The following is a 22,886-nucleotide window of genomic DNA, read 5'->3' as shown; positions in this document are numbered from 1 at the left end:
CATTTAAAGTCATACATTCAAAAGTCAAAAGTTAGAAGTGATATTTTAAGTACTTAAAATATCTACCTATTTGTGACATTATTTAATTGAAATGGTATAAGCTCCCCTACTCCCCTACCCAGGTGATTATCAAAAATGAAATAGCTCTGTCCCAGATGAGCTGTTGCCTGTTGCCTGTTGCCTGTTGTCTGTTGTCTGTTGTCTGTTGTCTGTTGCCTGTTGCCTGTTGCCTATTGTCAAAAACCTTGCCTAGATTTAGCACTGTAATTAGCCACTGACTCCACTAACCCCAGGGCAATAAAATTACTCAACAAAGCCGATCGCCCATAACTAAGTAACGGTAGTGGGATACCAGTCACAGGAGCCAAACCAATATTCATCCCAATATTCACAAAAACCTGGAATACTAACATTGATAATACTCCAATGGCAATCAGAGAACCAAAATCATCCTTAGCAGTCTGAGCAATAATAACCAACCGCAGACAAATAAACCAAAAAGCTAAAAGTACCAGAATACAACCAACAAAACCCAACTCTTCGCCAATAGCTGAGAAAATAAAATCTGTATGCTGTTCTGGGATAAAATGTAGTTGAGTTTGAGTACCTTGATATAGCCCCCTACCAAACATCTGTCCAGAACCAATAGCAATACGAGATTGAATTAGGTGATATCCCGTGCCCAGAGGGTCTTGTTCTGGATTCAGAAATCCTGTTAGTCGGTCTTTTTGATAATCTTTGAGCAAATTCCATAATATTTGCCCAATATTTCCAGAGACAACATTAATCCCGGTAACTATAGGTGTCCATAGCCATTTCCAAGGTAAAGTCCGCCATGCGATTAAGGCCATCAAAGCGATCCATGCAAGCCAAGCAGGGAAATAGATAGTATAAAGAATGGCTGAAAAAATAGGAGAGACAAGTAATATTAACCAACCAGGATTAACATTTCCCCAATACAACATCCCCATAGTAATTGCACCAAATATTAAAGATGTGCCGAGGTTGGGTTCTATAAATACTAAAAACCATGGTACGGCTGTAATCATCAAAACTTTAAAAAAGCCTAATAGCCTTACCCTGGTCTGAGACGAAAGTATTGCTGCTAAGGTAATAATTATTCCTACCTTGGCAAATTCTGAGGGTTGAACGTGGAAACCACCAACATTAATCCATCTTTGTGCCCCCAGAGCTGAAGTACCAATGAGTTGTACAGCTCCCAAAGAAAGATTGGTTAAAATATAAATTACCCATTTCCAGTTCATTAAAACTTCATAACGACAACGAGCAATAATTAAGGCCAAGATTAAGCCTACTCCTCCAGTGAGCCAGTGTTGCCACCAATCTGTTAATCCCTGGTTTCGTTCGACACTTTGGATCATTACTCCACCAAAAGTGGTCATTGCTATATAGACCAGCATTAGAGACCAGTCCATATTGCGCCATTGCAAGAGAGGCCATTTTCGGCGATTTCTTAATACTAATTTCTGGGTCATATTTTAATATGTAGATATTTTAGACTTTAGAATACTCCTGATAGTTAATACATATATTTAAGTAGGATCTCTGCATCAATTAAAATTTTTTTTGATGTAGCAGAAGGAAGAAGGAAGAAGGAAGGAGACTTTAGTTATCTGGGAGGACTAAAGTTGGGAAAAGCTAGCATTGTCTGAGTTTAAAGCTTTTGATATGTCAAATAGAGTAATGGCGACTGCTATAAAATTTATATGTTTTTCGGTAAACTTTAGAGGCAGGTTGAAAATGCCCAGTCCAGTGATGCTCCTGACGGTGAGCAGGGAGTAGAAAGAGTCTAATATTAATTATTTTGATTTTTTCTTATCCCTGTACGGACGTTGCATGAAACTTCCCTACTCCCCCACTTAAGATACTATTCACCAAGGCGGTGAAATCGGCCTCTAATTATCTTTTATTTTGTGGGTTTAATACCCCACCGTCAACGGGGATGTTTAAAATTTTTTAGGGTTTGTAATTCATCAGGAATTTTCCCTTCTGCCTTCTGCCTTCTGCCTTCTACCTTTTTCAATAACTATGGCTTCCGGTTCGTATAGGTATTCAAACCAGTTACCATCTAAATCTCTACCGTAAAAGGAAGCTGTGCCATCTCGATGTTCATGGACAGGGGAGACTTGGATATTTTGGACTTTGAGCTGTTCGTAGGCGGTTTCCATTTCTGAGCGATCGCTAAACACAAACCCAAAATGTGGCCCTGCTTGCTCATATCCAGGACTCAAAAGTGCTAGTCCATCATCACCAGCTTTTAGGTATGCCCAGTCAGCATCTTTCCAGGCTATTTCCATTCCCAAATTTTGATAGAACTCTACTGCTTTGTCAACGTCTTGCACGCAGATAGCTACATGGCCTAATCTTTTCAGCTTCATAGTCAACTACTATTAAAATTTTTCTATTTTGAATTATATTACGCGCTATTTGTTTGTTTTGCTTTTTCCTGTATCCAGATGAGGCGATCGCATGACTCCTAATTAGGGTTTGCTGAAAAAGTCTTTTTCAGGAGTAGGGGAGTGGGGGAGCAGAGAGTAGTTAGGAGAAACGAGGAATTAATTAGGAGATAGTCGGATATATTTGTTCCTTGATTTTTCTGCTATCCCTCCTGCCTTTTATGCTAAGTTTTTGAGGGTTTTCAACGTGATACCAGGCACTTTTTTTCGCTCCTTTAAAGGCTGAATCTTTTATATGTCAGTGCTTTTAGATTTAATCAGCAAACCTTAATTATACCAATGGTCTCTGACTTGATATTAATTATCCAGACATGATATTATTCTTTAATTTAGAAATAAAATGATTACAGAAAAGTTTCGTCGCCAGCTCCGCAAAGAAGCAAAACTATGGCAAACAGAGGAATTAATTAGCGATCGCTTTTATCAACAACTATCAGAAAGATACCAGTTTGATGCTTTGGAGGAAACCGCCAGCGCTCGTTTTATTACTATCTTAATTTCTCTAGGTGGTATTCTTTTAGGATTAGGTATTATCACTTTTGTTTCTGCTAACTGGCAACAGTGGTCGCGAGGAGTAAAAACACTTCTATTATTAACTCTATTTATCTTAGTTAATACCTGCGGTTTTTATCTCTGGCGACAGCCCAATAATCTACCAAATACTACCAGTAAAAAACAAAGATTAGGTCACGGACTGTTAATATTTGGAGCCTTAATTTTAGGGGCAAATATAGCCTTTATGGCTCAAATGTTTCATATCGGTGGTTCTCCCTACGGATTATACATTGTTTGGGGATTGGGAGTTTTGGTAATGGCTTATAGTTTACAACTGGAAAGTCTGGGAATTATGGCTATCCTGTTAATAGGATTAGGCTATTTAATGGGTTTATCAACTATATTTGATTCTGTGGAATTTTCCTGGTTAAAGGCAATTATCAAATATATGGCTTTGGTGGCAGTATTGTTGCTAATTCCACTAGCTTATTGGTGCAGTTCCAAGATTATTTTTTTTCTCGCTACATCAATATTATTACTAGCTCTAGAAATTAGTTTGTGGCAAATTTTTTACTTATCAAATAATAGTTTTTTGGGAGCGATCGCTTTGACTTTACCTCCAGCTTTATTATGGGGGTATGACGATACTATTTTGCCTAAAATAGATAGTCGATTTTTTCAACAATTAGCAAGAAGTTTAGCTATTTGGTATTTGAGTATTGGATTTTTATATTTATCTTTTCGGAGAATTTGGAATTATGTTTTAACTAAAGATTTGAGCGATGGAAATACATCATTACAGTTTAGTTGGTTGACTTTAATTGAAGTTCTAATCTTTATAGGTTTTTCTGTTTGGGAATGGTTTAATTTAGCACAAACTGATAGAACAAATTCTCATCGTTGGCAATTAGATTCAGTCAGTAGTGTGATTTTAGGTTTCATTGTTGTAACTACAATATTATGTTTCTGGCATTTGAGTATCAATGAAATTCCAGAAATAGCAACTTTTATCATAAATATAGAAATGTTTCTCTTAGCAGCAGGTTTAATTAGAATTGGATTGATGCGAGGAATTAGAGGAGGTTTTTGGGGTGGTTTGGTATTACTAACTTTACAAATTCTCTGTCGCACTTTTGAGTATAATACCGAATTATTACTTAAATCTTTTGTATTTATTTTATGTGGTGTAGGAGTTATAGCTGCTGGTTTATGGTTTGAACGTCATTTATTATCTAAGAATTAATACCAATTTTATTTGAGGTTATACAAAATTAGGTAGTAGGTGTTAGGTAGTAGGTGTTAGGTAGTAGGTGTTAGGTAGTAGGTGTTAGGTAGTAGGTGTTATCACAATTTGATAAATATTTGCTACAAATAACTAGGTTATACCAAATTCAAGAAAGATTGTTACAGTAAAATTATAGATGCTTAACGGAATTGAAAAATCTTCACTGTTTATTTCTTATACCTACCACCTACCACCTAAAACCTAATACTTTGAATAGCCAATGTAGCAATATTTTTTGAAAATGGTATTATTTCTTAGGAGTTAAAGGGCGAATGGCCATTCCCTCCTACTGCCCTTATTATTAGTAACATTCTTGTAAGCATTCCGCAGGAAATGCTTACACATTCTTTCTCCAAATTGATATTATAATAATAGCCAAAGCGGTTAGGACTTATGCTAATGATGAATCTTAGACTAGGCAATGTTTTTCCCACTGTTCCCTGTTCCCTGTTCCCTATTCCCTAAGAGAAAATTAACATGAAATTTATCAACCCTTTTAATCAAAGCAATTTATCAACTAAAGAATCTGATTATTCTGAAGAATTAAATCCACCTATTAATCAAACAAAATCTTCAAAAAATCAGATGCAAATTTGGCGATTTATTTTGCCATTAACTGTACAGTTAGCATTAATTTTGTCAATTCCTGCTCAAGCTATTTATACTACGATTACAGGTAGAACTGTAGTTTTGCAAACTGTACCTGTAGACCCCTACGATTTTTTGCGAGGCTATTATCAAGTTTTAGATTATGATATATCCCGCAAAGATAATTTGAATAAACTTCCTGGTTGGAATAAATTTGAATTAGAAATTTCAGGAAAACTTTCTTCGCAAAATCCAACTAATATTTATGTGATTTTAGCTGCACCGGAAACAACAGAAAATTTAGGCATTCCCAAAGTGTGGAAACCTGTAGATGTAAGTGCAAAACAACCTCAAAATTTGCCAGCTAATCAAATAGCTATTCAAGGTAAATTTAATGGTCGGACAATTAAATATGGCTTAGAAACTTATTATATGCCTGAAAATAAACGCAAAGATATTAATCAGGATATTCGAGCAGCACAAACTACTGTTAATTTAGAAGGTAAAATACCTTTTGTAGTAGAAGTAAAAGTTAGTTCTCAAGGCCAAGCAGTACCTGTTAGTTTATGGGTACGCGATCGCAACTACAAATTTTAATTGAATAAGGCAGAAAGAGGAGTAGGGGAGTAGGGGAGTAGGGGAGTATAGTTATAAACATATACTATATAACCGGATTCTATGTAAAAGCTAAAGTCTTCTTCCTTCTTCCTTCTTCCTTCTTCCTTGCCTAGTTTTTTCATAGAGCATTGACTTAATCAAAGAATAACGATATTATGCAATAGCTTAAAAAGCATACTATTTAGATAGACAATGAAAGTAAAACCTTTAACCGTTGGTCCGATCCTGGGTGCAGTCACGGGCGACACTGCACGCATATTTGGTCGTGGCGAATATAAACTCTCTAGTAACAAAAAAAGTGTTCTCCCTTGTGTAGGAGTCGCCCGAATTCGTGCCCTAGACTCCTCAGACTATGACCCCCCCATCTTCTTCAAGATGTCTCCTGCTTTTGATACCTCCGGAGTAGCAGTATTCGACGAACTATCCTCAGAAACAGAGTATGAATATCAAATTGGCTATTTTTTGCAAAAAAAAGAGGAAGTAGACCAAGCAAACATAAACCTTGATTGGTCGAAAGCACATACCAAGCAATTTCAGACTGCTTCCACAGATCCGAAAAAGAGTCGCTCATTTATTTTTGGTTCTTGTCGTTATCTGCTAAAATTATTTGGTTCTTGGTTTGACGATCGCGGCGACAAAACTTTTGAATCTATTCTCAAACAAATAAACTCTGGTACAACTACTAATTCCTTGCTCATGGTAGGAGACCAAATTTATGCCGACGACCTCAATGCTATCGGTGCAGATCGCACAATTGAGGAGTTTTTTAGTCGCTATCAAGAGACCTTTACCCAACCCCATATTCGCGAACTGATGGGGCAAATTCCTACCTACATGACTCTTGACGACCACGAAATAGAGGATAACTGGCCGTCCAAAGCGTCGCCGAAGGATTGGGTGACTCTATTCCCTGTAGCAATTCATGCTTACATTACCTATCAGATGAGTCACAGTCCGTTATTCGAGATTGTAGATGACAAAGCTGATGTTATTGGTTCGCCCTCAAAACTCTGGTACAAATTTACAGACGGATGCTGTGACTTTTTTGTAACCGATACCCGCACAGAGCGTGACGAGGCAGAATCCTGCGATCCAGCATTTGAAGAGCGAGAAATAATTAATGAAGATCAGTTTGAAGCTTTAAAAAAAATGGCTAGCAGATGGGTCAGAGCGAGTAAAGTTTGTTGCCTCAGCAGTTCCATTTTTCCCAGACTTTAAAAAGACTGAGCTAGATAAATGGAGTGGATATTTGCACCAACGCACCGAACTTTTGGAATTTATCCGCACCAATAAAATTAAACGGGTAGTTTTTCTATCTGGTGACGTACATTGTTCTATGTCAGCGGAGTTACTTTGCGAAGAAGACCCAGATTTTAAAATTATTTCTCTGATATCATCGGCTTTTTTCTGGCCTTACCCTCATAAAAGTGGTAGTTTCCAGTTATCAGGAAAGCTGAAAACTACCTCATTAACATCTCATAGCTATGCTGTAACAAATGCCGGACCTGCCCATTTCGATGACAATTTTTCGCGGGTGACTTGCGATTTGAATTCCTTGAAGTTTCAGGTTTTTCAAAGATTAGGGAATTTATTAGGAGAAAAAGAACATAGTTTTTGACAATAAGCAATCAGCACTCAGCAATCAGCAGTAAACGTTTAGAAGGGGTTCTGTTATATCATGTCCGGTTGAACAGTGATAAATAAATAACTACGGAGGAGTCAGGAGTCAGGAGTCAGGAGTCAGGAGGAAAGAGGGAAGAAATAAGAAGAACTGGAGTTGAAGGAGAAAGTTTTTTTATAACTAATTATCCGGACATGATATTACCCCTCCGTACACCTTCCGGTTTATCTCAACGTTGGTTGAAGACCCGCGCTCTCCCGTTGGCGGAGGATGGTGGCGGCAGCTATTAGGGGAGCGGAGAGATGGGAAAACCAATCAATCTTGCAGTTTTACAGATAATTTGTTAAAATAGAAGACTCAACCAAAAACCAAGGTTGAGATTACTATTGTTTTTTTCAAGTCCCGTCGCCGAGGGGCACTGGTCGATTATTTATCGGACACAGAGGAAGCGTTAGACTGGCATTGCCAGCATTTTCCAGTGAGGTGTCAACCCGCCCTGAGTCGTTCAGTCAGCTTAGTCTGTTTGATTGGTGGATGGGAATCGGTGCGCTGTCTCGCAGAGCAGCGTCGGGAGGATGTCAAAGAAACCAGTAATCTCGTAGGGTGTGTTAACGTTTGCGCAGCATTCCGCAGGAAAGTGTAACGCACCGCCAAATCTATAATGTTTCGGTGGGTTAGCGTCAGCGTAACCCTACTATTTTTTTTAACACTGCTATATCAAGAGCATTTTTCATAGGTTTTATTCTACTGAATCTTCAACTATTATATAAATTTTCAATCCTTTTTTAGCATCAATATCAAATTTTAAACCAACTTCAGCTTCAATGGTTATTTCTATACTTTCTTGGGAAATATCATTAATTTTAAGACTCTCAATTGTAGCCAAGCGACAATATGAAGATGTTTCACTGACTAAAAAAACATTTGTTCCTATAGACAAGCTACTATTATTAATTCTTGCTACTGCTGCCTTTGGCTTTTTAAACCATTCTGTAATTTCACCAATTTCTTTGGCTTTACCTGTAGAAGTTTGCTCTTGAATTATCTGATAAGTTACTAATTCTGCTAAAGCTTGACACAAAGCTTTAATAAAGTCACCTAAATCTAGTAATTCTTGAGTGCCTAGAATCTCATCAACAACTCCATGAGCTGCTTCATTTCTATAGGAAATTAATTGATTAAGTTCTCCTTCAGCAGTGTTCTGATTTCCTCGAATCTCTTCTACAAAGTGTTTGACTTTTCTGTAATTTATTACCCATTTCCAAGTACCAGCTATTCCTGCATCTGCAAAGAATTTTTCTAATATATCTTTCCGTAAATTCTGGTCATGCAAAAGAAAAGCTTCTGGCAATAACTGATAATTTTTATTCTGATTCGTTGTGCCATAGAATAGACCTCTAATTACCTGATTTTCAGAAAGATATTTAAACCTATCTTTTTTGAATTCTAGCAGTATGCGCCCCACACCTTCTCGATGAGTATTCCGAATTGTATCATCTAATTCTAAATAATTTTCGACTATGTTTTGAAGATACTTTAGCCAAGTTGATATTAAATATTCTACAAAATTTTCATAGATCGCATACAAACGAGTTACTACTGCACAATGTTCGTATAATTCCCACTCCTTATCATTTGGAACTCCTTTTACTAACTCTTCTAATTCAATAATTTCTGGATAATCTTTTAGTTTTTGTGTCTGTACAATTCCTTTTTTTGCTATTTTTCTCAATCTATCATTGGTCTGAATCATTGCACTAATACTGTCAATATTTACATTGACAATTTCTAGGAGATTATCAAACATTCTCAATTATTCTCCAATCACTCGTAAAAGCATATTGTTAAAGAGTTCCATTCTTTTTTGAATATCGGCTTTGGTTTTTCCACCACCTGTGAAAAGGCGCGATTTATCTTTTTCAAATAATTTCTTTGTTTCCTCTATAACCCTAGATTTTTTGGAAATTAATAGTTCGGCGTGTGATAAATGTTGACTCAAGCCAACCATTACAGCATCATAATAAGCTTTATAAGATACTTGCTTCTTTGCGCCAAAAGGTTTAAATAAAGTTTCTTCGTAGAGTTGATTAGCTAACTCGATAGTTTCTAAAAAAATCTCTCTTAGCAATTCAATATCTTTATCGGAGAATTGGGTACTTTTTATCATATAAAAGTCTAGAAAATCTTCCATTTGACCGCGGAAATAATCCTTATTTCTCAGAGCAAAAAAACGTAGCACTAATTCAGCATCTTCCATTTTTTTGTAGAGATTATTTGTTTCCAAGTCGGGGCTATCATTTTCTTTAGGTATTCCCCAAGCTTCAGCAAATATAGGATTACGCGATAATTCAAGTAATAGCTCATCAAATTTTCCATGATACAAACAATGTCTTACTTCCTGTTTACTTAAATCTACTCCCCCTGTATTGATACGTTCAAAAGCAAGCTGTTTTAACAACATTGCTTCTTCAGGATCGGCTGTTGATTCTGTAACAATTGTAATAGTTGATATGGAACGACGGTCTATTCCTCTCTGAATTATTGAATCAAGTTCTTGATAAGTAAGTCCGTTTAATTCTGACCAAAATTCTAGTCCAGTTAACTTTAATTGATTGTCATAAAAATCTCTAATAGCCGTAATTCTCTGTTGACCATCTATAACTTCATAGGAATTATAACTTTGTTCATAAAGAATAATTGGAGGTACAGGTATATTAATCAGAAATGACTCAATTAAACGGGATTGCTTTTGTTTATCCCAACGGCTTCTTCTTTGATAAAATGGTCGTAAATCCATATATCCAGGTTTCTTTAATGCTTCTGCAAAACTCGGAAGTTTTTCCCGATTAATTTCAGTAAGTATTCTTTTTTCTCTCGAATGATATTTAGCAACAATATCAGTTGCATATTTCCCATTTTTGGTTTTTGTTGTAGCTTTTTCTTGCCACATCTTTTGTTCAATTGGTAATAGTGACATTTTTTTTCCTTAAATTTGAACTCTAATTTATGATTGTATAAGAATTTTTTTATTATGGTCAAAAGTTTAAAGGTTTAGTTTTACCTTCTTTAAACTCAGCGATCGCTTCTGAGGCAAGTTGGGCGAGTTGGTCTTGAGAATTAGCAAAATTTTCTGCCCATCTTTTCTCATCTTGCTTATTGTTAATGCTCAGGTATCCTACTGGACTCTTAATCCGTACATCCGTGCCATAATCCGTGTGAGCAGTCATAGTTTTTTTTGGTGATTATTTCTTATTAATTTAGCGGAGAAACAAAAATGATACAAGAGCAAATTTTTGAAGAAAGTAGTGGTAATGTATTTGCCGATATTGGTTTGGACGATGCAGACGAACTTTTTACACGAGGAAAAATAGGTATTCAGGTAATACGTTTTTTCAACAAACGTCATCTTAAACAGAATGAAATTAGTGAAATTCTGGGTATTTCTCCACAAGAAGTATCTCATTTGATGAACGGAGAATTTCAAAAGTTTAGTGAAGGGAAACTACTTGATTTTCTCAAACAACTTGATATAGAAATTACTTTACACCGTGTTTGAGAAGAAACCCAAGGCTGGAAAATCTGCATAGCGTTATGCGCCGAGCTAGGAGCTGTGATATCATGTCCGGATAATAGCGTGATGAAAAAACTTATCCTCTTGCTTAAACAGTAAATCTCTCTATTTTCCCTGCTCCCCTACTCCCCTACTCCTCTGCTCCCCCGCTCCCCTACTATCTTAATTATAAGTATTCAACCGGACATGATATGACTTAACGGTGAGAGTGTCAAGAACATTATACTGTATTAACTCTACTTAATTAATTAGGAGAATTATAAGGATGTCCAAGACTGCTATCCAAGAAAAAAGGCTCACACTGGATGAATTTTTGTCATCCCCTTTAGCTAGTGAAAAGTATGAATATTTCGATGGAGAATTAATTCAAAAAATGTCACCCAAACGTTCTCATTCCCGTGTAACACTTGCTTTATCCTCAATTCTTGAAGATTGGAATCAAGATAAAGGGGAAGTTGGTATCGAATGGTGTGTTCGCTTAAAACGAGATGACAAAGATTGGTGTCCGATTCCAGACTTACTCTATATATCTTATGATAAGTTAGGGGATATTGAATTAGAAGATGATGCTTGCCCCATTCCCCCTGAATTAGTCATAGAAATTATATCACCTGCTCAATCTTTTAGTAACCTTAGTGAGAAAGCGGAAGCTTATCTAAAAGCAGGGGTATCCCTTGTTTGGTTAATTGATACAAAGGTTAAGAAAATCACCGTTTTTTATCCAGATTCTCCTCCACAAACGAAGCAAGGGGAAGATAGTTTAGGGAATGATTTATTACCTGAGTTAAGTTTAACTCCTCTGCAAATTTTCCAGAAAGCAAAGTTAATTTAGCTGTGAATGTAAGGGGAAATGACATCCGTCTCCGGTGTGTCTTCCCCCCACCAACCAATTTTTTTCAGCAGCTCCTAATTAGGGTAAGCATTGCGTACCCTAAAACCCTAAAGTCACATACTATTTCACAACCAACGTTGCTGTTGCCGATCGCCCAAATTCTTCGGGTGCATATTGTAACTTTGCTTCTGCTCCAGGCCATATAAATGTTCCGGGAGTAACAGACCTGACTAAATAATGTAAGCTATACACTCCTGGGTTTAAACGGTCTGCATAAGCTTCGACTCGATCGCGATATATCTGTTGATATCCTATTTGCCAACTATCTGCTTTTGCTTTGACAGCGGAAGTGGCGGTTTGGAAACTGGTGTCAACTGCTTCTAAACCTGCTGGCAGTGGGTCACGAATAATCACATGGTCTACGGGGCGGTCTGTTATAACCTCAATGCCAATATCAAAGACTTGCCCTGCACTGACATCTAATGGTGACGCCACCTCAGATAGATCCATGCGTTGCAAAATGGACGTTTCATGCAACGTCCCTACAGCATTTGCCAGACGAATTTCCCGTGCTACTCGCAAACCGTTATACTTTCCTGGCTGGTTTCCTGGGAGGCGATAACTGTATTCGACTAAATAGTGTAGTTTGCCTTCTCCAGATTTTTCCAATACTAAATCTGATTCTCCTTTTGGCAACCCATCCATTGCTACATTCAAAGAGAGATTCGGATTTTCATAACCCTGAAAACGGGCAGCATCTAATTGTTGACCGGATAATTTGGCGGTGGCGACGAAATTCGGTGGTGCTGGTTGGGTATTGCTATAAGTAACTAATGCTTTGAACGCTTCGGCATTGTCATAAGTTGTGCGCCAGGTGCCATCGCGTCGGAGGTTGAGCAGACTTTGTAATAGTCGGTCTAATATTTCTGGTTTGGCGTCGCGGGTAATAAATAGTCGCAATGCTTGAGCTTGAGCAGCGGTATTAGAATTCATCCATCCCCAGGTTTGCGGTATATTCAATGTGGCACTACGTCCGGTTTCATAGACGCTTTCCTGAATTTCGTTAAACATTTCTGCTGACTGTTTGCGCCATTTTGGGAAGGTAGATATATAGCGCGCTAGTTTTATTTGGTCTACCTGAGATAATTTCTCCCGTTGTTGATAAATATCTGACAGGAAGCTATTGCGGGTGTCGCCTAATTCTGACAATGCCATTAAAACATCTAAGCGCACTTGATTTTTACAAAGTTGTTCGCTGCAATATTCATCTTTGCCTGGGTCTGCCAAAATGTTGTTTAAGTAATTCCGTAGACTACTTACCATTTCCTCATTTACTAAATCTGGAAATGCTTTTTTTGCTTGGGCGATCGCTTCTGCTGCATAGGGTGTTAGATAAGGATTGGATTTTTCCCATCCTGGATAATAACCAAAACCTCCGTCTGGCAGTTGCAACTTTTCTAATTTTTCTAATGCTTGTTTTGCCTGTTGTTCTGGGTTGAAGTCTACAAATGCTTGCTCGTATTTCTCACCCAATATTTGGAGGTTCGAGGCGATCGCTAATTGACTGGCGGTAGGCTCTAAAAATGGTAATTGGTCTTTTTTCAACACTGCTTTTGCGGGGGCTGTAATTTCTGGTATTAATGTACTTGCCATGGAAATTTCTAGACCTCCCACATCTGGCATTACATTCTCTGTAATATTCAGTGGAATTTGTATTTGAGAGTCAGTTGTTCCAGACTCTACAACACTTTCACTTGCTGCCAAGGACTGCACGGGTAATGAAATTTCAAACCCATCTGTGTTTCGGTTATTCAGGTCAGTGGTAAATTGCACTTTTGCCTCACCCGCTTGTTTTGCCTCCATTGGGAAACGGTAAGCGTTGGTACCTGAGTCTGTGCTGGTTTGAAAAATTTGGGTAGTTTGGGAATTTTCGGCAAACAAAATATTCTGACTAACTTCCCCATCTATTTTCAGATTTCCTTTTTTGCCAGTATTATTCGTAACTGTTACGCCACCCTCAAATTTATCGCCGATACGAGCAAACTGAGGCAACACTGGGTTTAACATTAATGGTTGAGTCGTCACAAAAGTTGCTTCCCCGTTGCCAAAATGCAAATTCCCATCTGTGGCAACAGTCATTACGCGCCAAGTTGTCAGATCGTCTGGCATTTTAAAAGTTACTGTTGCCTTACCGTTATTATCTGTAATTACAGAACCGTTGTAATAAGCTAAAGATTGAAAGTCTGTACGAATGCGGGTGCTAGATGCAGCAGATGATATGCCGCCACCATAACCCCAACCTTTTCTCAGAGCGGATGACATGGCCTCCATTTGTACTTCGGGACGGTTATCGTTGAAAGTGGTTGATATTGGTTGTTCAGCGTAGACGGTTTCGACTAAGTCTGGGGGACGATGACCGCTTAGTTGCAAGACCGCTTCATTTACGACCATCACTATAAACTGACCTTTAGTGGGTTGCCCTTGATTATTTTTAACTGCCAATTCCACAGTCTGCATAGTTCCCGGTTGCGCTTCCGGACGTTGGGGTGTGACTTCTACATTTAAGTATTTGTCTGCCAAATTAATTTTGAATGGAGTAAAACCAACTTTCATCAAATTTTCCACAGTTCCCGGTTCCACTTCTGCGAGTGGTTGACCTTGCCGCACTAATACTGCTTCTACCGCAGCATTGGGTAACATATCTTCTGTCACTTGAAACTGAATTTCTGGCGCGCCACCTGTAACTTTGATGATTTTTTCATACAGTGGTTTGTCACGGACGACGGCAAAATATAATTCCCCTTCTGGATAGGGTGACTGAATTAAAGCGGTTGCTGTTTCTCCTGGTTTGTAGGTGTCTTTGTCGAGTTTAATTTCTAGACGGTCTTCGTTGCGACCTCCCCAATAAACGCGGTTTGCTCCGGTTGCCCAAATCTGAATATCGGTGCCAGTAATGTCATTTTCAGCATTGGCAAAATTAGCCCGGATGCGATAACTACCAGACTCTGGTGGAGTGAGGTTGACGGTTTTGGGTTTATTGCCACTTCTGACTTTCTGGCTCGCAACAGTTTTATATTCGACTTGATATTTGGGGTTGCGACTACCTGCCACTACCTGAGTAACACTACTATATTCCATTTGTTGTAATTCCAGTTGAATATTTTCTCCAGAAAGTGGTTTTCCTTGAGGGTCGGTGACAATAACTTCTACCGGAAACTTTTTATTAGCATCGGCAACAAATTTACTTTTTAGACCTATTAATTTGTTACTTGGTAGAGCGGTAAAAGTTTGAGTATCTGCCACAGAAAGATTAGATATATCTGTCACTTCCACATCTACTCGATAAGTCATTGGGTAAGGCAAGTCTTTTCCGACAGTAAATATTTGATTATCCTCACCTTGATTATCTAACACCACATTTTTTTCCAATACATTATTAGGAATAGTCGGCGTTTCTTCCGGCCAAAACCATTGACGACCAAAGTCAAATTCTTGCCAATTTTCAGGAGTAAATTCTGTCTTTTGACGAGTCACATAATATTTAGCCTTTGCTCCTTGTACTGGAGAACCAAACAAATAATTACTTTCAGCTTCCGCCACTATTTGTTCATTAATCAAAGCAATTTCTTGATTCAGTTTTAGGTCTACTTGAAAATTAGGTGGTTTAAATTCAGCAACGCGAAATTGTCCGTAAAATTCTATGCCATTTTCTCCCTTAGCTTCCACATTGTAATAACCCAATGACTGATTATTATCTAGAGGAATTTCTAGAGAGAAAGTACCAAATTCATTAGTAGTCTGAGTACCTAAATTTGTCTTATTTCCATCTGGATTATTTATAGTTACTTGATAATCCATATTTTCCGCTTGTTTCAAGTTACCATTTTCCAAATAATAAGCAGCTCCAGTCAACCAAACCTTTTCCCCTGGTTGATAAAGTTCTCTATCAGAAAAAATAGTACCCCGCGATTCAGCCTTGCCACTATCCCAACCAGAATAAATCCCATAACCATAAGTACCGCTATATTCTTTCGTTCTGGCAAAAGCCCAATCTTCCTTTTCTTTGGCAATTACTAATAATTCCGGTGCTTGGGAAAAACGCCGACCATTCATACATTTTTGTAAGTCGGTCTTAGTCAAACTTAGCAAACCATTTTCATCGGTTTTTCCCGTGGCACAAGCAGTAGGTTTAGGCTGAGATTTAGCATTTAATTGAGATTGATAAATTTCCACATCCGTCACAACTGGCGCACCATCATCCAAATGATTTACCCGAATAATTCCCGACTCTGGAAACCACTGAGCAAATACTCCCAAATTAGTCAGTTGTACCAATCCATAAAATCTCGGTTCCTGCCATTTTGTCTCGCCGTTTTGTACATAAGAACTCGTCCGTGCTTTTACTCCATAAGCCAACATTCCTGTCTGACCGCCGAGTTGTTCTCTGAGGGGAACTGCTACTTCTTGAATCTGATTTTTTTCTCCAGAAACAGGATAATTTTTCCACTTTTCATTTGCTGGTAATAAATTTTTTCTATCTCTTCTAGGATAAGCCGATTCTGCGTAAACCAAATCTGTTGGTTGAACAACTTGATAAGCCGCTTTGTATTCCGAATCTGGCAAATTTACTGTAGAAATATTCAGTTGTAAATCCTGACTAGCAGGAAAAATATTTAAACCAGCAGGTACAGAAAGATTTCCGACTAAATCCCCTGTTTGATAATTTAAAACAACAGGCTTTCCTAATACTTCCCCGAATTTATCTTTGATATTAGCGCCGATAGTAATTGTATAATTTGTATCGGGTTCTAACGCCCAAGGATTGAGACTAACAATATTATAGTCATCATAAGCTTGAATCAGATTTTTTGTCTCTTTTGGTTGTGGTTCAATAGTAATATTTTCTAATGCTGATTCAGGTACAACACCATGATTAAATTCCAACAAGGGATTACCTTTAACAAACCTGCCGCCACCCTGGGAAAATTTCAGTTCAGAAAATTCAAAAGCAGAATAAGTTTCTACTTCACTGACAAAAGGTGTTTGACTGGGTAAATTACCTTTTACAGGTTGAATTCCCGAGTCAAATTCCAGGCGATATTTAGTACCCTTTTCTAGAGTAGTTTGAGGAGCGATCGAATAATTCCACTGACGGAATGAAGAATCAAATTCTTCTGTAACAACTTCTTCTTCCTCCCCATTAGTTTCCAATGTTTCTAAACTAACTGTCAAAGGTAAACTTTCTGTTTCTCCCTCTGGTAAAAATTTTAAATTTTTCTCAATTGAATCTACATCCAACTCCACATTGGAAGTAAATTTTAACGTCGGATTTATATCAATTGGTTGTGGTGTTCTATTTTGCTGCTTAGTAGTTGGTAAATTTGTTAATTTAACTGGTTCAGTATTAAAAGTCCAAGCAAAATATTCATTTAATTGATGATTTTTAAGGTCGGATAAACCAGCCTTCAAAGTAACCTTTACTCTCGTAGACTTTGGCAAAGCTTCAGCAGGTTGAAAACCAACCATTTTCGGAGTCAAAAATCGGAATTGACCAGGTAATTCTGGGAAAATTTCAAACTTTTTAAGTTTCTCCTGTTGTTCTGGAGAATCCAAAGCTTCCAAAGGAATTAAAGGTTCTTTAAACCGAATCCGAATTTGACTTAAAAGTTCTGCTTCTCCCGTCGGACTAATTTGTTCTATCCACTCCGGTAGTGGAGGAGTAATTATGAGGTCTACCATAGGTAATTTTGCCTGTTTTGAACTTGTGTTAAAAAAACCACAAGCTGCAATGGCAAAAGCTAGGAATAATCCTAGTAAAAAATGTTTCCAATATTTGAACACCATATTTGTTTGATTTGAGGATAATTTTTAACTACAATTATTAGAGGTTTATTTCCTGAATAAAATAGATAAGTTCATCTATTTATGGTACATGATTATATCTCTAAAAATTGAAATTGACAATTTAAACTTTGTAATATTTTTGTATATTTTATTAAGAAAAAGCCTTGATGAGTTAGTTCAGGAATAAATCCTTAAAAGCCTTAACTTCAGCAATATTTGATTCAAATGATTTAATCAAGCAATACCAGCAAATTATACAGAACAAGAAAAAGAGCTTTGGGAAGTTAGAGACCTAAACCTGATCGACATTCTATTTTTCTAGTACTTATGAAAATCTTTAAGTAAACGATGGGATAAAATATAGGAGAAGATTTATAGTTGAAGAAGGAAGAAAAAAGAAGGAAGAAGGAAGAAGGAAAAAGGAAGAAAAAATGGATGGGGATTAAAGCAAAAATAAAAAGATAAAAACACATCAACTAGATTTTCTTGCTAATTTTTATGCTTCATAGTAAGATTTATAAATAAATTTATCTATCTCATCTGCTTGAAATTAGATATGAAAGCCAACGAAGTTAATCTCCATAGATTTCTCTCTCAAAATGATACACAATTTGTTATCCCAATTTATCAAAGAAATTATGATTGGGGTTCTGCTCAATGTAAACAACTGTTAGATGATATTTTTGAACTTGGCGAAAAAGAAAAACTAAATGCTCACTTTATTGGAAGTATTGTTTATATACATGATGATATTTACTCAGTTTCAGGAATCAGGGAACTAACTATTATTGATGGGCAACAACGTTTAACCACTGTCACTTTAATTTATTTAGTTCTTTACAGATTAGCAAAAGAATTGCAGAAGGAAGCTTTAGCTAATCGGATAAATAAAACATACCTAATTAATGAATTTGCTCAGGATGAAGAAAAATTAAAATTAAGACCAACAGAAAATAATGAGAAAATTTTAAAATATCTATTAGATACTGAAAATCAAGAATAATACTCAGACTTCTCACGCTTAGTTGATAATTTCAACTACTTTCGCTCTAGAATATCTGAAGAAAACTATGAAATTATACAGACAGGATTGAATAAATTAATGTTTGTGGAAATATCTCTAGAAAGGGGAAAAGACGACCCCCAGAGAATATTTGAAAGTCTGAATTCCACAGGTCTTGAATTATCTCAATCAGATTTAATCAGAAACTATATATTAATGGGTCTTAAAACTAAATCGCAAGAAAAGATTTACAGAAATTATTGGGAATATATTGAAAAAAATGCCAGAGATGAATCCAAAAATTCTAGTAAAGTTTCTGACTACATTCGAGATTATTTAACCCTTAAAAATAAGAAAATTCCCAACAAAAATAAAGTTTATCAAGAGTTTAAATTAAAATACCCAATATCAACAACCGTTGAAGATGTAGAAAATAATCTGAAGCCTATCAAAAAATTTGCCAAATACTATCACAAGTTAGTAAATCCTATTCATGAGCCAGATCGAGAAATTAGATTACAATTAGAATATATTAATCGCTTAGAAATTAATGTTACTTATCCATTTATGTTGAAAGTATATGATGACTATTCCAGCCGTTTAATATCTAAACAAACATTTGTTGATGTATTAGAATTAATTCAATCATTTACATGGAGAAGATTTATTGTTGGATTAGCACCTAATTCACTTAATAAAATTTTTATGCGCCTTTATGAAGATGTCAATCCAGGAGATTATTTAACTTCTATTCAATCAGCCTTGATTAATAAAAAAGGCAACCAAAGATTTCCTAGAAATCATGAAGTAATAAATGCTCTTCGAGAAAAAGATATGTATGGCATAAAGGCAAAAAACAGAATTTATTGCTTAGAGCGATTAGAAAATTATCAAAATAAGGAACCTGTCAAAATTGAAGAAAATAATGACATTACTATAGAACATATATTTCCTCAAAATCCTGACCCACAGTGGGAAGCCGAATTAGGAACGGAAGAATTTAATTCGATTAAAGATAATTATTTGAATATTATTGCTAATTTAACTCTTTCTGGCAATAATGGTAAGTTAGGAAATAAAACATTTACTTCTAAAAGAGATATGAATATAGATGGCAAAGAGCAAGGTTATAAATATAGTAGACTTTGGTTGAATCGCTATTTAAGCGAAATAGATAAATGGGGAAAAGAAGAAATTGAAGAGAGATTAAAAATAATCGCTGAAAGATTTTTGCAAGTATGGTCATTTCCAGAAATTAAAACTAAAACTGAAATAGATTTTAATGAGGTTAGTATTTTTGATGCCGAAGAACCTACTGGTAAAAAGTTAGAGTACGCTATCTTTTTTGATAATAAAATAGAAATATCAGAAGTCAGTAAACTATACTTAGAAGTGATGAAACAATTGTTTGAAATACAACCTCAAACATTCTTTACTTCCGATTTAAAGGAAAAGCTAAATATTACAAAAGACTCCAGCCAGTGCAGACAAGCTGCTCCTATTAATGAGACCTATTTCATAGAAGCGCATCTAGACAGTAAGAAAAAATTTGAGAGGATAAAAAAAGCTTTAACTGTTTTTGATTGTGAGGAGGAACTAATCATTAAATATAAAATTTAAACTCATTAGGAAAGAATTCATCTCTAAAATTCACAATAAAATGTCGGTCAAGATTTAGAAGTTTTATTTTTTGATGAAGGTGATTAAATGTCTTTACAACTAATTATCAACTACCCCGAAACATTTCCCGATGCTTTAGGTAAAACCAAAGAACAATTTGAACAAGAGGCTAAATGGGCAATGGCACTCAAATTATACGAGCTTAAACAACTTTCATCAGGGATGGCAGCAGCATTAATAGGGGTAGATAGAGTCACATTTTTACTAAAATTAAACGATTATGAAGTACCAATAATTGACCTTAGTGAAGCTGAATTATTATCTGACTTAAACAATGCCTAATCCCCAAAAAATTGTTATTAATACTTCTCCTTTAATTGCTCTTATTGCTGCTGTGAATGACTTAACAATTTTACAGTCACTTTATAGCGAAGTTCATGTACCTCTTGAAGTTTGCCAAGAAATATTAGCTGGGGGAAAAATAATTTTGCTGTTGCAGAATTTCAAGCTGATACTTGGCTACAAAAATCATCATCTATGCTAAATATTTCTCCCCTACTTCTTAACTCTCTCGACCGAGGAGAAGCGTCAGTAATTCAACTTGCTTTAAATGAAAATATTGAGACAGTTTGTATTGATGAAATAGTAGGCAGAAGAATTGCCAGACTAAGCGGTCTTTCTGTTACAGGTTCCATTGGTATTTTGCTCCGATCTAAACAGAAAGGCTACCCTTTATCAATAAAAACTGCTATTCAAAAAATGCTTAACCGGAATATTCGTTTAAGTGAAACAGTCATTAATTTTGCTCTCAAACAACCAGGAGAAAATCCAGAGTAGAAAACCCAAAAAATTATGTAAAAATAGAATTAGAGTAGGTTGGATTTCGGTTCTTTAACCCAAAATTCAAGATATATAGCCAACAAATAATTAGATAAGAATATAATCAGTTATTGTTGGGTTGCGCGTTTGCGGAGCCTAGCGGCAGCTATATCGCTTAACTCAACCTACAAAAAATAATCTCTACAATTCACAATAAAATGACAGAAATAACAGCTAATTATGATGAACCGTGGAAAGCGGCAATTTATGAATATTTTGAATCTTTCCTCAGCTTCTTTTATCCAGAAATTCATGTATCTATTAACTGGCAAAAAAAACCAGTTTATCTAGATAAAGAATTAGAACAAATTACAGCCTCGGCAACAACAGAAAAACGTTATGCCGATAAATTATTTCAAGCTTGGTTATTGGACGATCGAGAAATCTGGATTTTGATTCATATTGAAGTGCAAAGTCAGTATGACCGAGAATTTAGCCAGCGAATGTTTATCTATAACTATCGAGCTTTTGACCTTTACCATAAACCAGTAATTAGTTTAGCTATACTTGGAGATGAAAACCCATCTTGGCGACCAAATTTCTATGAATATGGTTTAGGAAACAGTCAAATGAGATTGGATTTTGCCATAGTCAAACTATTAGATTATCAATGAGAGGAATTAGAATCGAATAATAATCCATTTGCTATGATAGTAATGGCACATTTGAAAACTAAGAGTACCACAAGTAACCTTACAGAAAGAGAGCAATGGAAATAAGAATTAGTTAGAAGTTTATACGAAAAGGGTTTAACCAAGCTCGATATTATCAATTTGTTTAAATTCATTGATAAAATGATGACATTACCCCCAGAATTAGAATCAAGCTTTCAAAGCAAAATTAATCAATATGAGGAGGAACAAAGAGTGGAATTTTTAAGCACTATCGAAGAATTGGCTATAGAAAGAGGTCAAGAAATAGGTCAAGAAATAGGAGCAAAAGCAACTTGCAGACAAAATATTCTTGATTTGCTGGAAAAACGCTTTAATAGTTTGCCAGAAACTCTGGTAAAAGCTGTTAATGAAATTAATGACTTATATCATGTTCCCCCTCCGGGGGAGCTACGCTAACGGTTGAATACTTATAAATGACTGTTGTGAGTCCTCAGGAGTCAGTCCTCAGGAGTCAGGAGGAAATATTGGAGAAAAAGAACAAATATTCGTATTGGGGGTATTGATAATTTAAGTATTTGTTTGGTACTGTCGATACCCGGAGTCCTTAAATTTTATTATAACTGACCCGTCCGAACATGATATTAGCTTTGCTAAAACGGTTACTTGTAGAAACAATTACTGTTAGTTCAGTTGCAGAGTTTGAGGAATTAATTACAGATGACTCATTTCGGGAAAATTAGCATAATTCCTGTTTCTCATTATCGAAATAGATAACAATTAAAAGTAGAGTAGGTTGGGTTGAGGAACGTTAGCGCCAGCTTATCCGTAGGATCGACCCAACATCAAGATATCAGGACTTACGCAAATTGACTTTTAAACCACCATCTGTAGGGGGAAATAGTATTATTTATCGCTATATGTAGAATATGTGCGTCAGTCCTGATATATCGCAAACCCTAATTATTGTTTGCGCTCAAAAGTCTTTTAGTAGGGGTAAGAGACAACCCACCCCTAACCTCTCCCAGGAGGGGAAGACAGGAGAAATAGGAATGAGCGAGGATGTAGGAGTAACAATTGTCAGAATGATTTTTTTGCCCAACTATGCGCCTAAAATACGCTCCTTTTTGAGCATCAAGAGCTGAAAACCAGGCACTTTTTTTGAAAGAAAAAAAAGAGTAAAGTCTTTAGATGTAAATGCTTTGAGATTTAATCAGCAAACAATAATTAGACCATAATATCATCAGTTATTGTTGGGTTGCGCGATAGAACATCCGTTCCGCTCCGCGATCGCTTAACCCAATCTACAAAAACTAAATCGAAACAGATAACAATTAAAAGTAGAGTAGGTTGGGTTGAGGAACTTTAGCACTAGCTTATCCGTAGGATCAACCCAACATCCAGATATATCCCAAACAAATAATTAGATAATAGTATCATCA

The 22,886-nt window shown here is 36.3% G+C and carries 19 protein-coding genes and 2 pseudogenes; 14 read left to right on the top strand and 7 right to left on the bottom strand.

Annotation, left to right across the window (positions count from 1 at the left end):
* Positions 1 to 236 precede the first annotated feature (236 nt).
* Positions 237 to 1,496: a rod shape-determining protein RodA gene (rodA, locus tag F6K06_RS26400; protein ID WP_124147372.1), complete on the bottom strand. Its 1,260-nt coding sequence runs from the start codon at positions 1,494 to 1,496 to the stop codon at positions 237 to 239.
* 498 nt (positions 1,497 to 1,994) lie between these two features.
* Complete coding sequence (locus tag F6K06_RS26395) at positions 1,995 to 2,399, bottom strand: VOC family protein (protein WP_124147373.1); 405 nt, start codon at positions 2,397 to 2,399, stop codon at positions 1,995 to 1,997.
* A gap of 418 nt (positions 2,400 to 2,817) precedes the next feature.
* Between F6K06_RS26395 and F6K06_RS26390 the strand changes: the two genes are divergently transcribed.
* Positions 2,818 to 4,215 carry a DUF2157 domain-containing protein gene (locus F6K06_RS26390; RefSeq protein ID WP_124147374.1) on the top strand — a complete coding sequence of 466 codons (1,398 nt, stop codon included), beginning with the start codon at positions 2,818 to 2,820 and terminating at the stop codon, positions 4,213 to 4,215.
* A gap of 519 nt (positions 4,216 to 4,734) precedes the next feature.
* Positions 4,735 to 5,442, top strand: a complete 708-nt coding sequence (locus F6K06_RS26385; protein ID WP_124147375.1) for a GDYXXLXY domain-containing protein — start codon at positions 4,735 to 4,737, stop codon at positions 5,440 to 5,442.
* Here the strand turns inward: F6K06_RS26385 and F6K06_RS26380 are convergent.
* Positions 5,439 to 5,585, bottom strand: coding sequence for a hypothetical protein (locus F6K06_RS26380; protein WP_161564725.1), 147 nt, complete (start codon positions 5,583 to 5,585; stop codon positions 5,439 to 5,441). The two genes, F6K06_RS26385 and F6K06_RS26380, sit on opposite strands and share 4 nt — an antisense overlap.
* Before the next feature lie 70 nt (positions 5,586 to 5,655).
* Between F6K06_RS26380 and F6K06_RS26375 the strand changes: the two genes are divergently transcribed.
* Positions 5,656 to 6,681: an alkaline phosphatase D family protein gene (locus tag F6K06_RS26375; protein WP_353734948.1), complete on the top strand. Its 1,026-nt coding sequence runs from the start codon at positions 5,656 to 5,658 to the stop codon at positions 6,679 to 6,681.
* Position 6,682: 1 nt separating this feature from the next.
* Positions 6,683 to 7,081, top strand: a pseudogene (locus F6K06_RS26370) (alkaline phosphatase D family protein); the annotation flags it as partial.
* Positions 7,082 to 7,823: 742 nt separating this feature from the next.
* On the opposite strand, the gene F6K06_RS26365 reads toward F6K06_RS26370, so the two are convergent.
* From F6K06_RS26365 to F6K06_RS26355, 3 genes are read right to left on the bottom strand one after another with little or no spacing between them, the layout of a single operon-like run.
* Positions 7,824 to 8,891 carry an MAE_28990/MAE_18760 family HEPN-like nuclease gene (locus F6K06_RS26365; protein WP_124147377.1) on the bottom strand — a complete coding sequence of 356 codons (1,068 nt, stop codon included), beginning with the start codon at positions 8,889 to 8,891 and terminating at the stop codon, positions 7,824 to 7,826.
* Between the two features lie 6 nt (positions 8,892 to 8,897).
* On the bottom strand, positions 8,898 to 10,061 hold the full coding sequence (locus F6K06_RS26360) for a DUF262 domain-containing protein (protein WP_124147378.1): 1,164 nt from the start codon (positions 10,059 to 10,061) through the stop codon (positions 8,898 to 8,900).
* Positions 10,062 to 10,119: 58 nt separating this feature from the next.
* Entirely contained in the window at positions 10,120 to 10,311 is a 192-nt protein-coding gene (locus F6K06_RS26355) for a hypothetical protein (protein WP_124147379.1), read from the bottom strand.
* 47 nt (positions 10,312 to 10,358) lie between these two features.
* Between F6K06_RS26355 and F6K06_RS26350 the strand changes: the two genes are divergently transcribed.
* On the top strand, positions 10,359 to 10,640 hold the full coding sequence (locus tag F6K06_RS26350; protein ID WP_124147380.1) for a helix-turn-helix domain-containing protein: 282 nt from the start codon (positions 10,359 to 10,361) through the stop codon (positions 10,638 to 10,640).
* Positions 10,641 to 10,920: 280 nt separating this feature from the next.
* On the top strand, positions 10,921 to 11,487 hold the full coding sequence (locus F6K06_RS26345) for a Uma2 family endonuclease (protein ID WP_124147381.1): 567 nt from the start codon (positions 10,921 to 10,923) through the stop codon (positions 11,485 to 11,487).
* Between the two features lie 120 nt (positions 11,488 to 11,607).
* On the opposite strand, the gene F6K06_RS26340 is transcribed toward F6K06_RS26345, so the two are convergent.
* The gene (locus F6K06_RS26340; protein ID WP_287243667.1) at positions 11,608 to 17,331 is read right to left on the bottom strand and encodes an alpha-2-macroglobulin; all 5,724 of its coding nucleotides are present in this window, start codon (positions 17,329 to 17,331) and stop codon (positions 11,608 to 11,610) included.
* 556 nt (positions 17,332 to 17,887) lie between these two features.
* On the opposite strand from F6K06_RS26340, the pseudogene F6K06_RS26335 reads away from it, so the two are divergent.
* The 8 genes and pseudogenes from F6K06_RS26335 to F6K06_RS26300 all read left to right on the top strand — a co-directional run.
* A pseudogene (locus F6K06_RS26335) lies at positions 17,888 to 18,535 on the top strand (DUF262 domain-containing protein); the annotation flags it as partial.
* 15 nt (positions 18,536 to 18,550) lie between these two features.
* Complete coding sequence (locus F6K06_RS26330; RefSeq protein ID WP_353734949.1) at positions 18,551 to 19,954, top strand: HNH endonuclease family protein; 1,404 nt, start codon at positions 18,551 to 18,553, stop codon at positions 19,952 to 19,954.
* Between the two features lie 87 nt (positions 19,955 to 20,041).
* On the top strand, positions 20,042 to 20,296 hold the full coding sequence (locus tag F6K06_RS26325) for a UPF0175 family protein (protein ID WP_287243672.1): 255 nt from the start codon (positions 20,042 to 20,044) through the stop codon (positions 20,294 to 20,296).
* Positions 20,289 to 20,498, top strand: a complete 210-nt coding sequence (locus F6K06_RS26320; protein WP_287308933.1) for a hypothetical protein — start codon at positions 20,289 to 20,291, stop codon at positions 20,496 to 20,498. The genes F6K06_RS26325 and F6K06_RS26320 overlap by 8 nt, the downstream gene beginning before the upstream one ends.
* The gene (locus F6K06_RS26315) at positions 20,492 to 20,791 is read left to right on the top strand and encodes a DUF3368 domain-containing protein (protein ID WP_287308934.1); all 300 of its coding nucleotides are present in this window, start codon (positions 20,492 to 20,494) and stop codon (positions 20,789 to 20,791) included. Before F6K06_RS26320 ends, F6K06_RS26315 begins: the two co-directional genes overlap by 7 nt.
* 200 nt (positions 20,792 to 20,991) lie before the next feature.
* A complete protein-coding gene (locus F6K06_RS26310; RefSeq protein WP_287243676.1) occupies positions 20,992 to 21,447 on the top strand; it encodes a hypothetical protein in 456 nt (151 codons plus the stop codon).
* Positions 21,448 to 21,627: 180 nt separating this feature from the next.
* Positions 21,628 to 21,903 (top strand): hypothetical protein, encoded by a 276-nt coding sequence (locus F6K06_RS26305; RefSeq protein WP_124155156.1) that lies wholly within the window; start codon positions 21,628 to 21,630, stop codon positions 21,901 to 21,903.
* A gap of 470 nt (positions 21,904 to 22,373) precedes the next feature.
* The gene (locus F6K06_RS26300) at positions 22,374 to 22,589 is read left to right on the top strand and encodes a hypothetical protein (protein WP_124147383.1); all 216 of its coding nucleotides are present in this window, start codon (positions 22,374 to 22,376) and stop codon (positions 22,587 to 22,589) included.
* Positions 22,590 to 22,886: the final 297 nt, after the last annotated feature.

This window comes from Okeania sp. SIO1H4 (assembly GCF_010672695.1).
Lineage (GTDB): Bacteria > Cyanobacteriota > Cyanobacteriia > Cyanobacteriales > Microcoleaceae > Okeania > Okeania hirsuta.
This window is presented reverse-complemented; position numbering and strand designations above follow the sequence as displayed.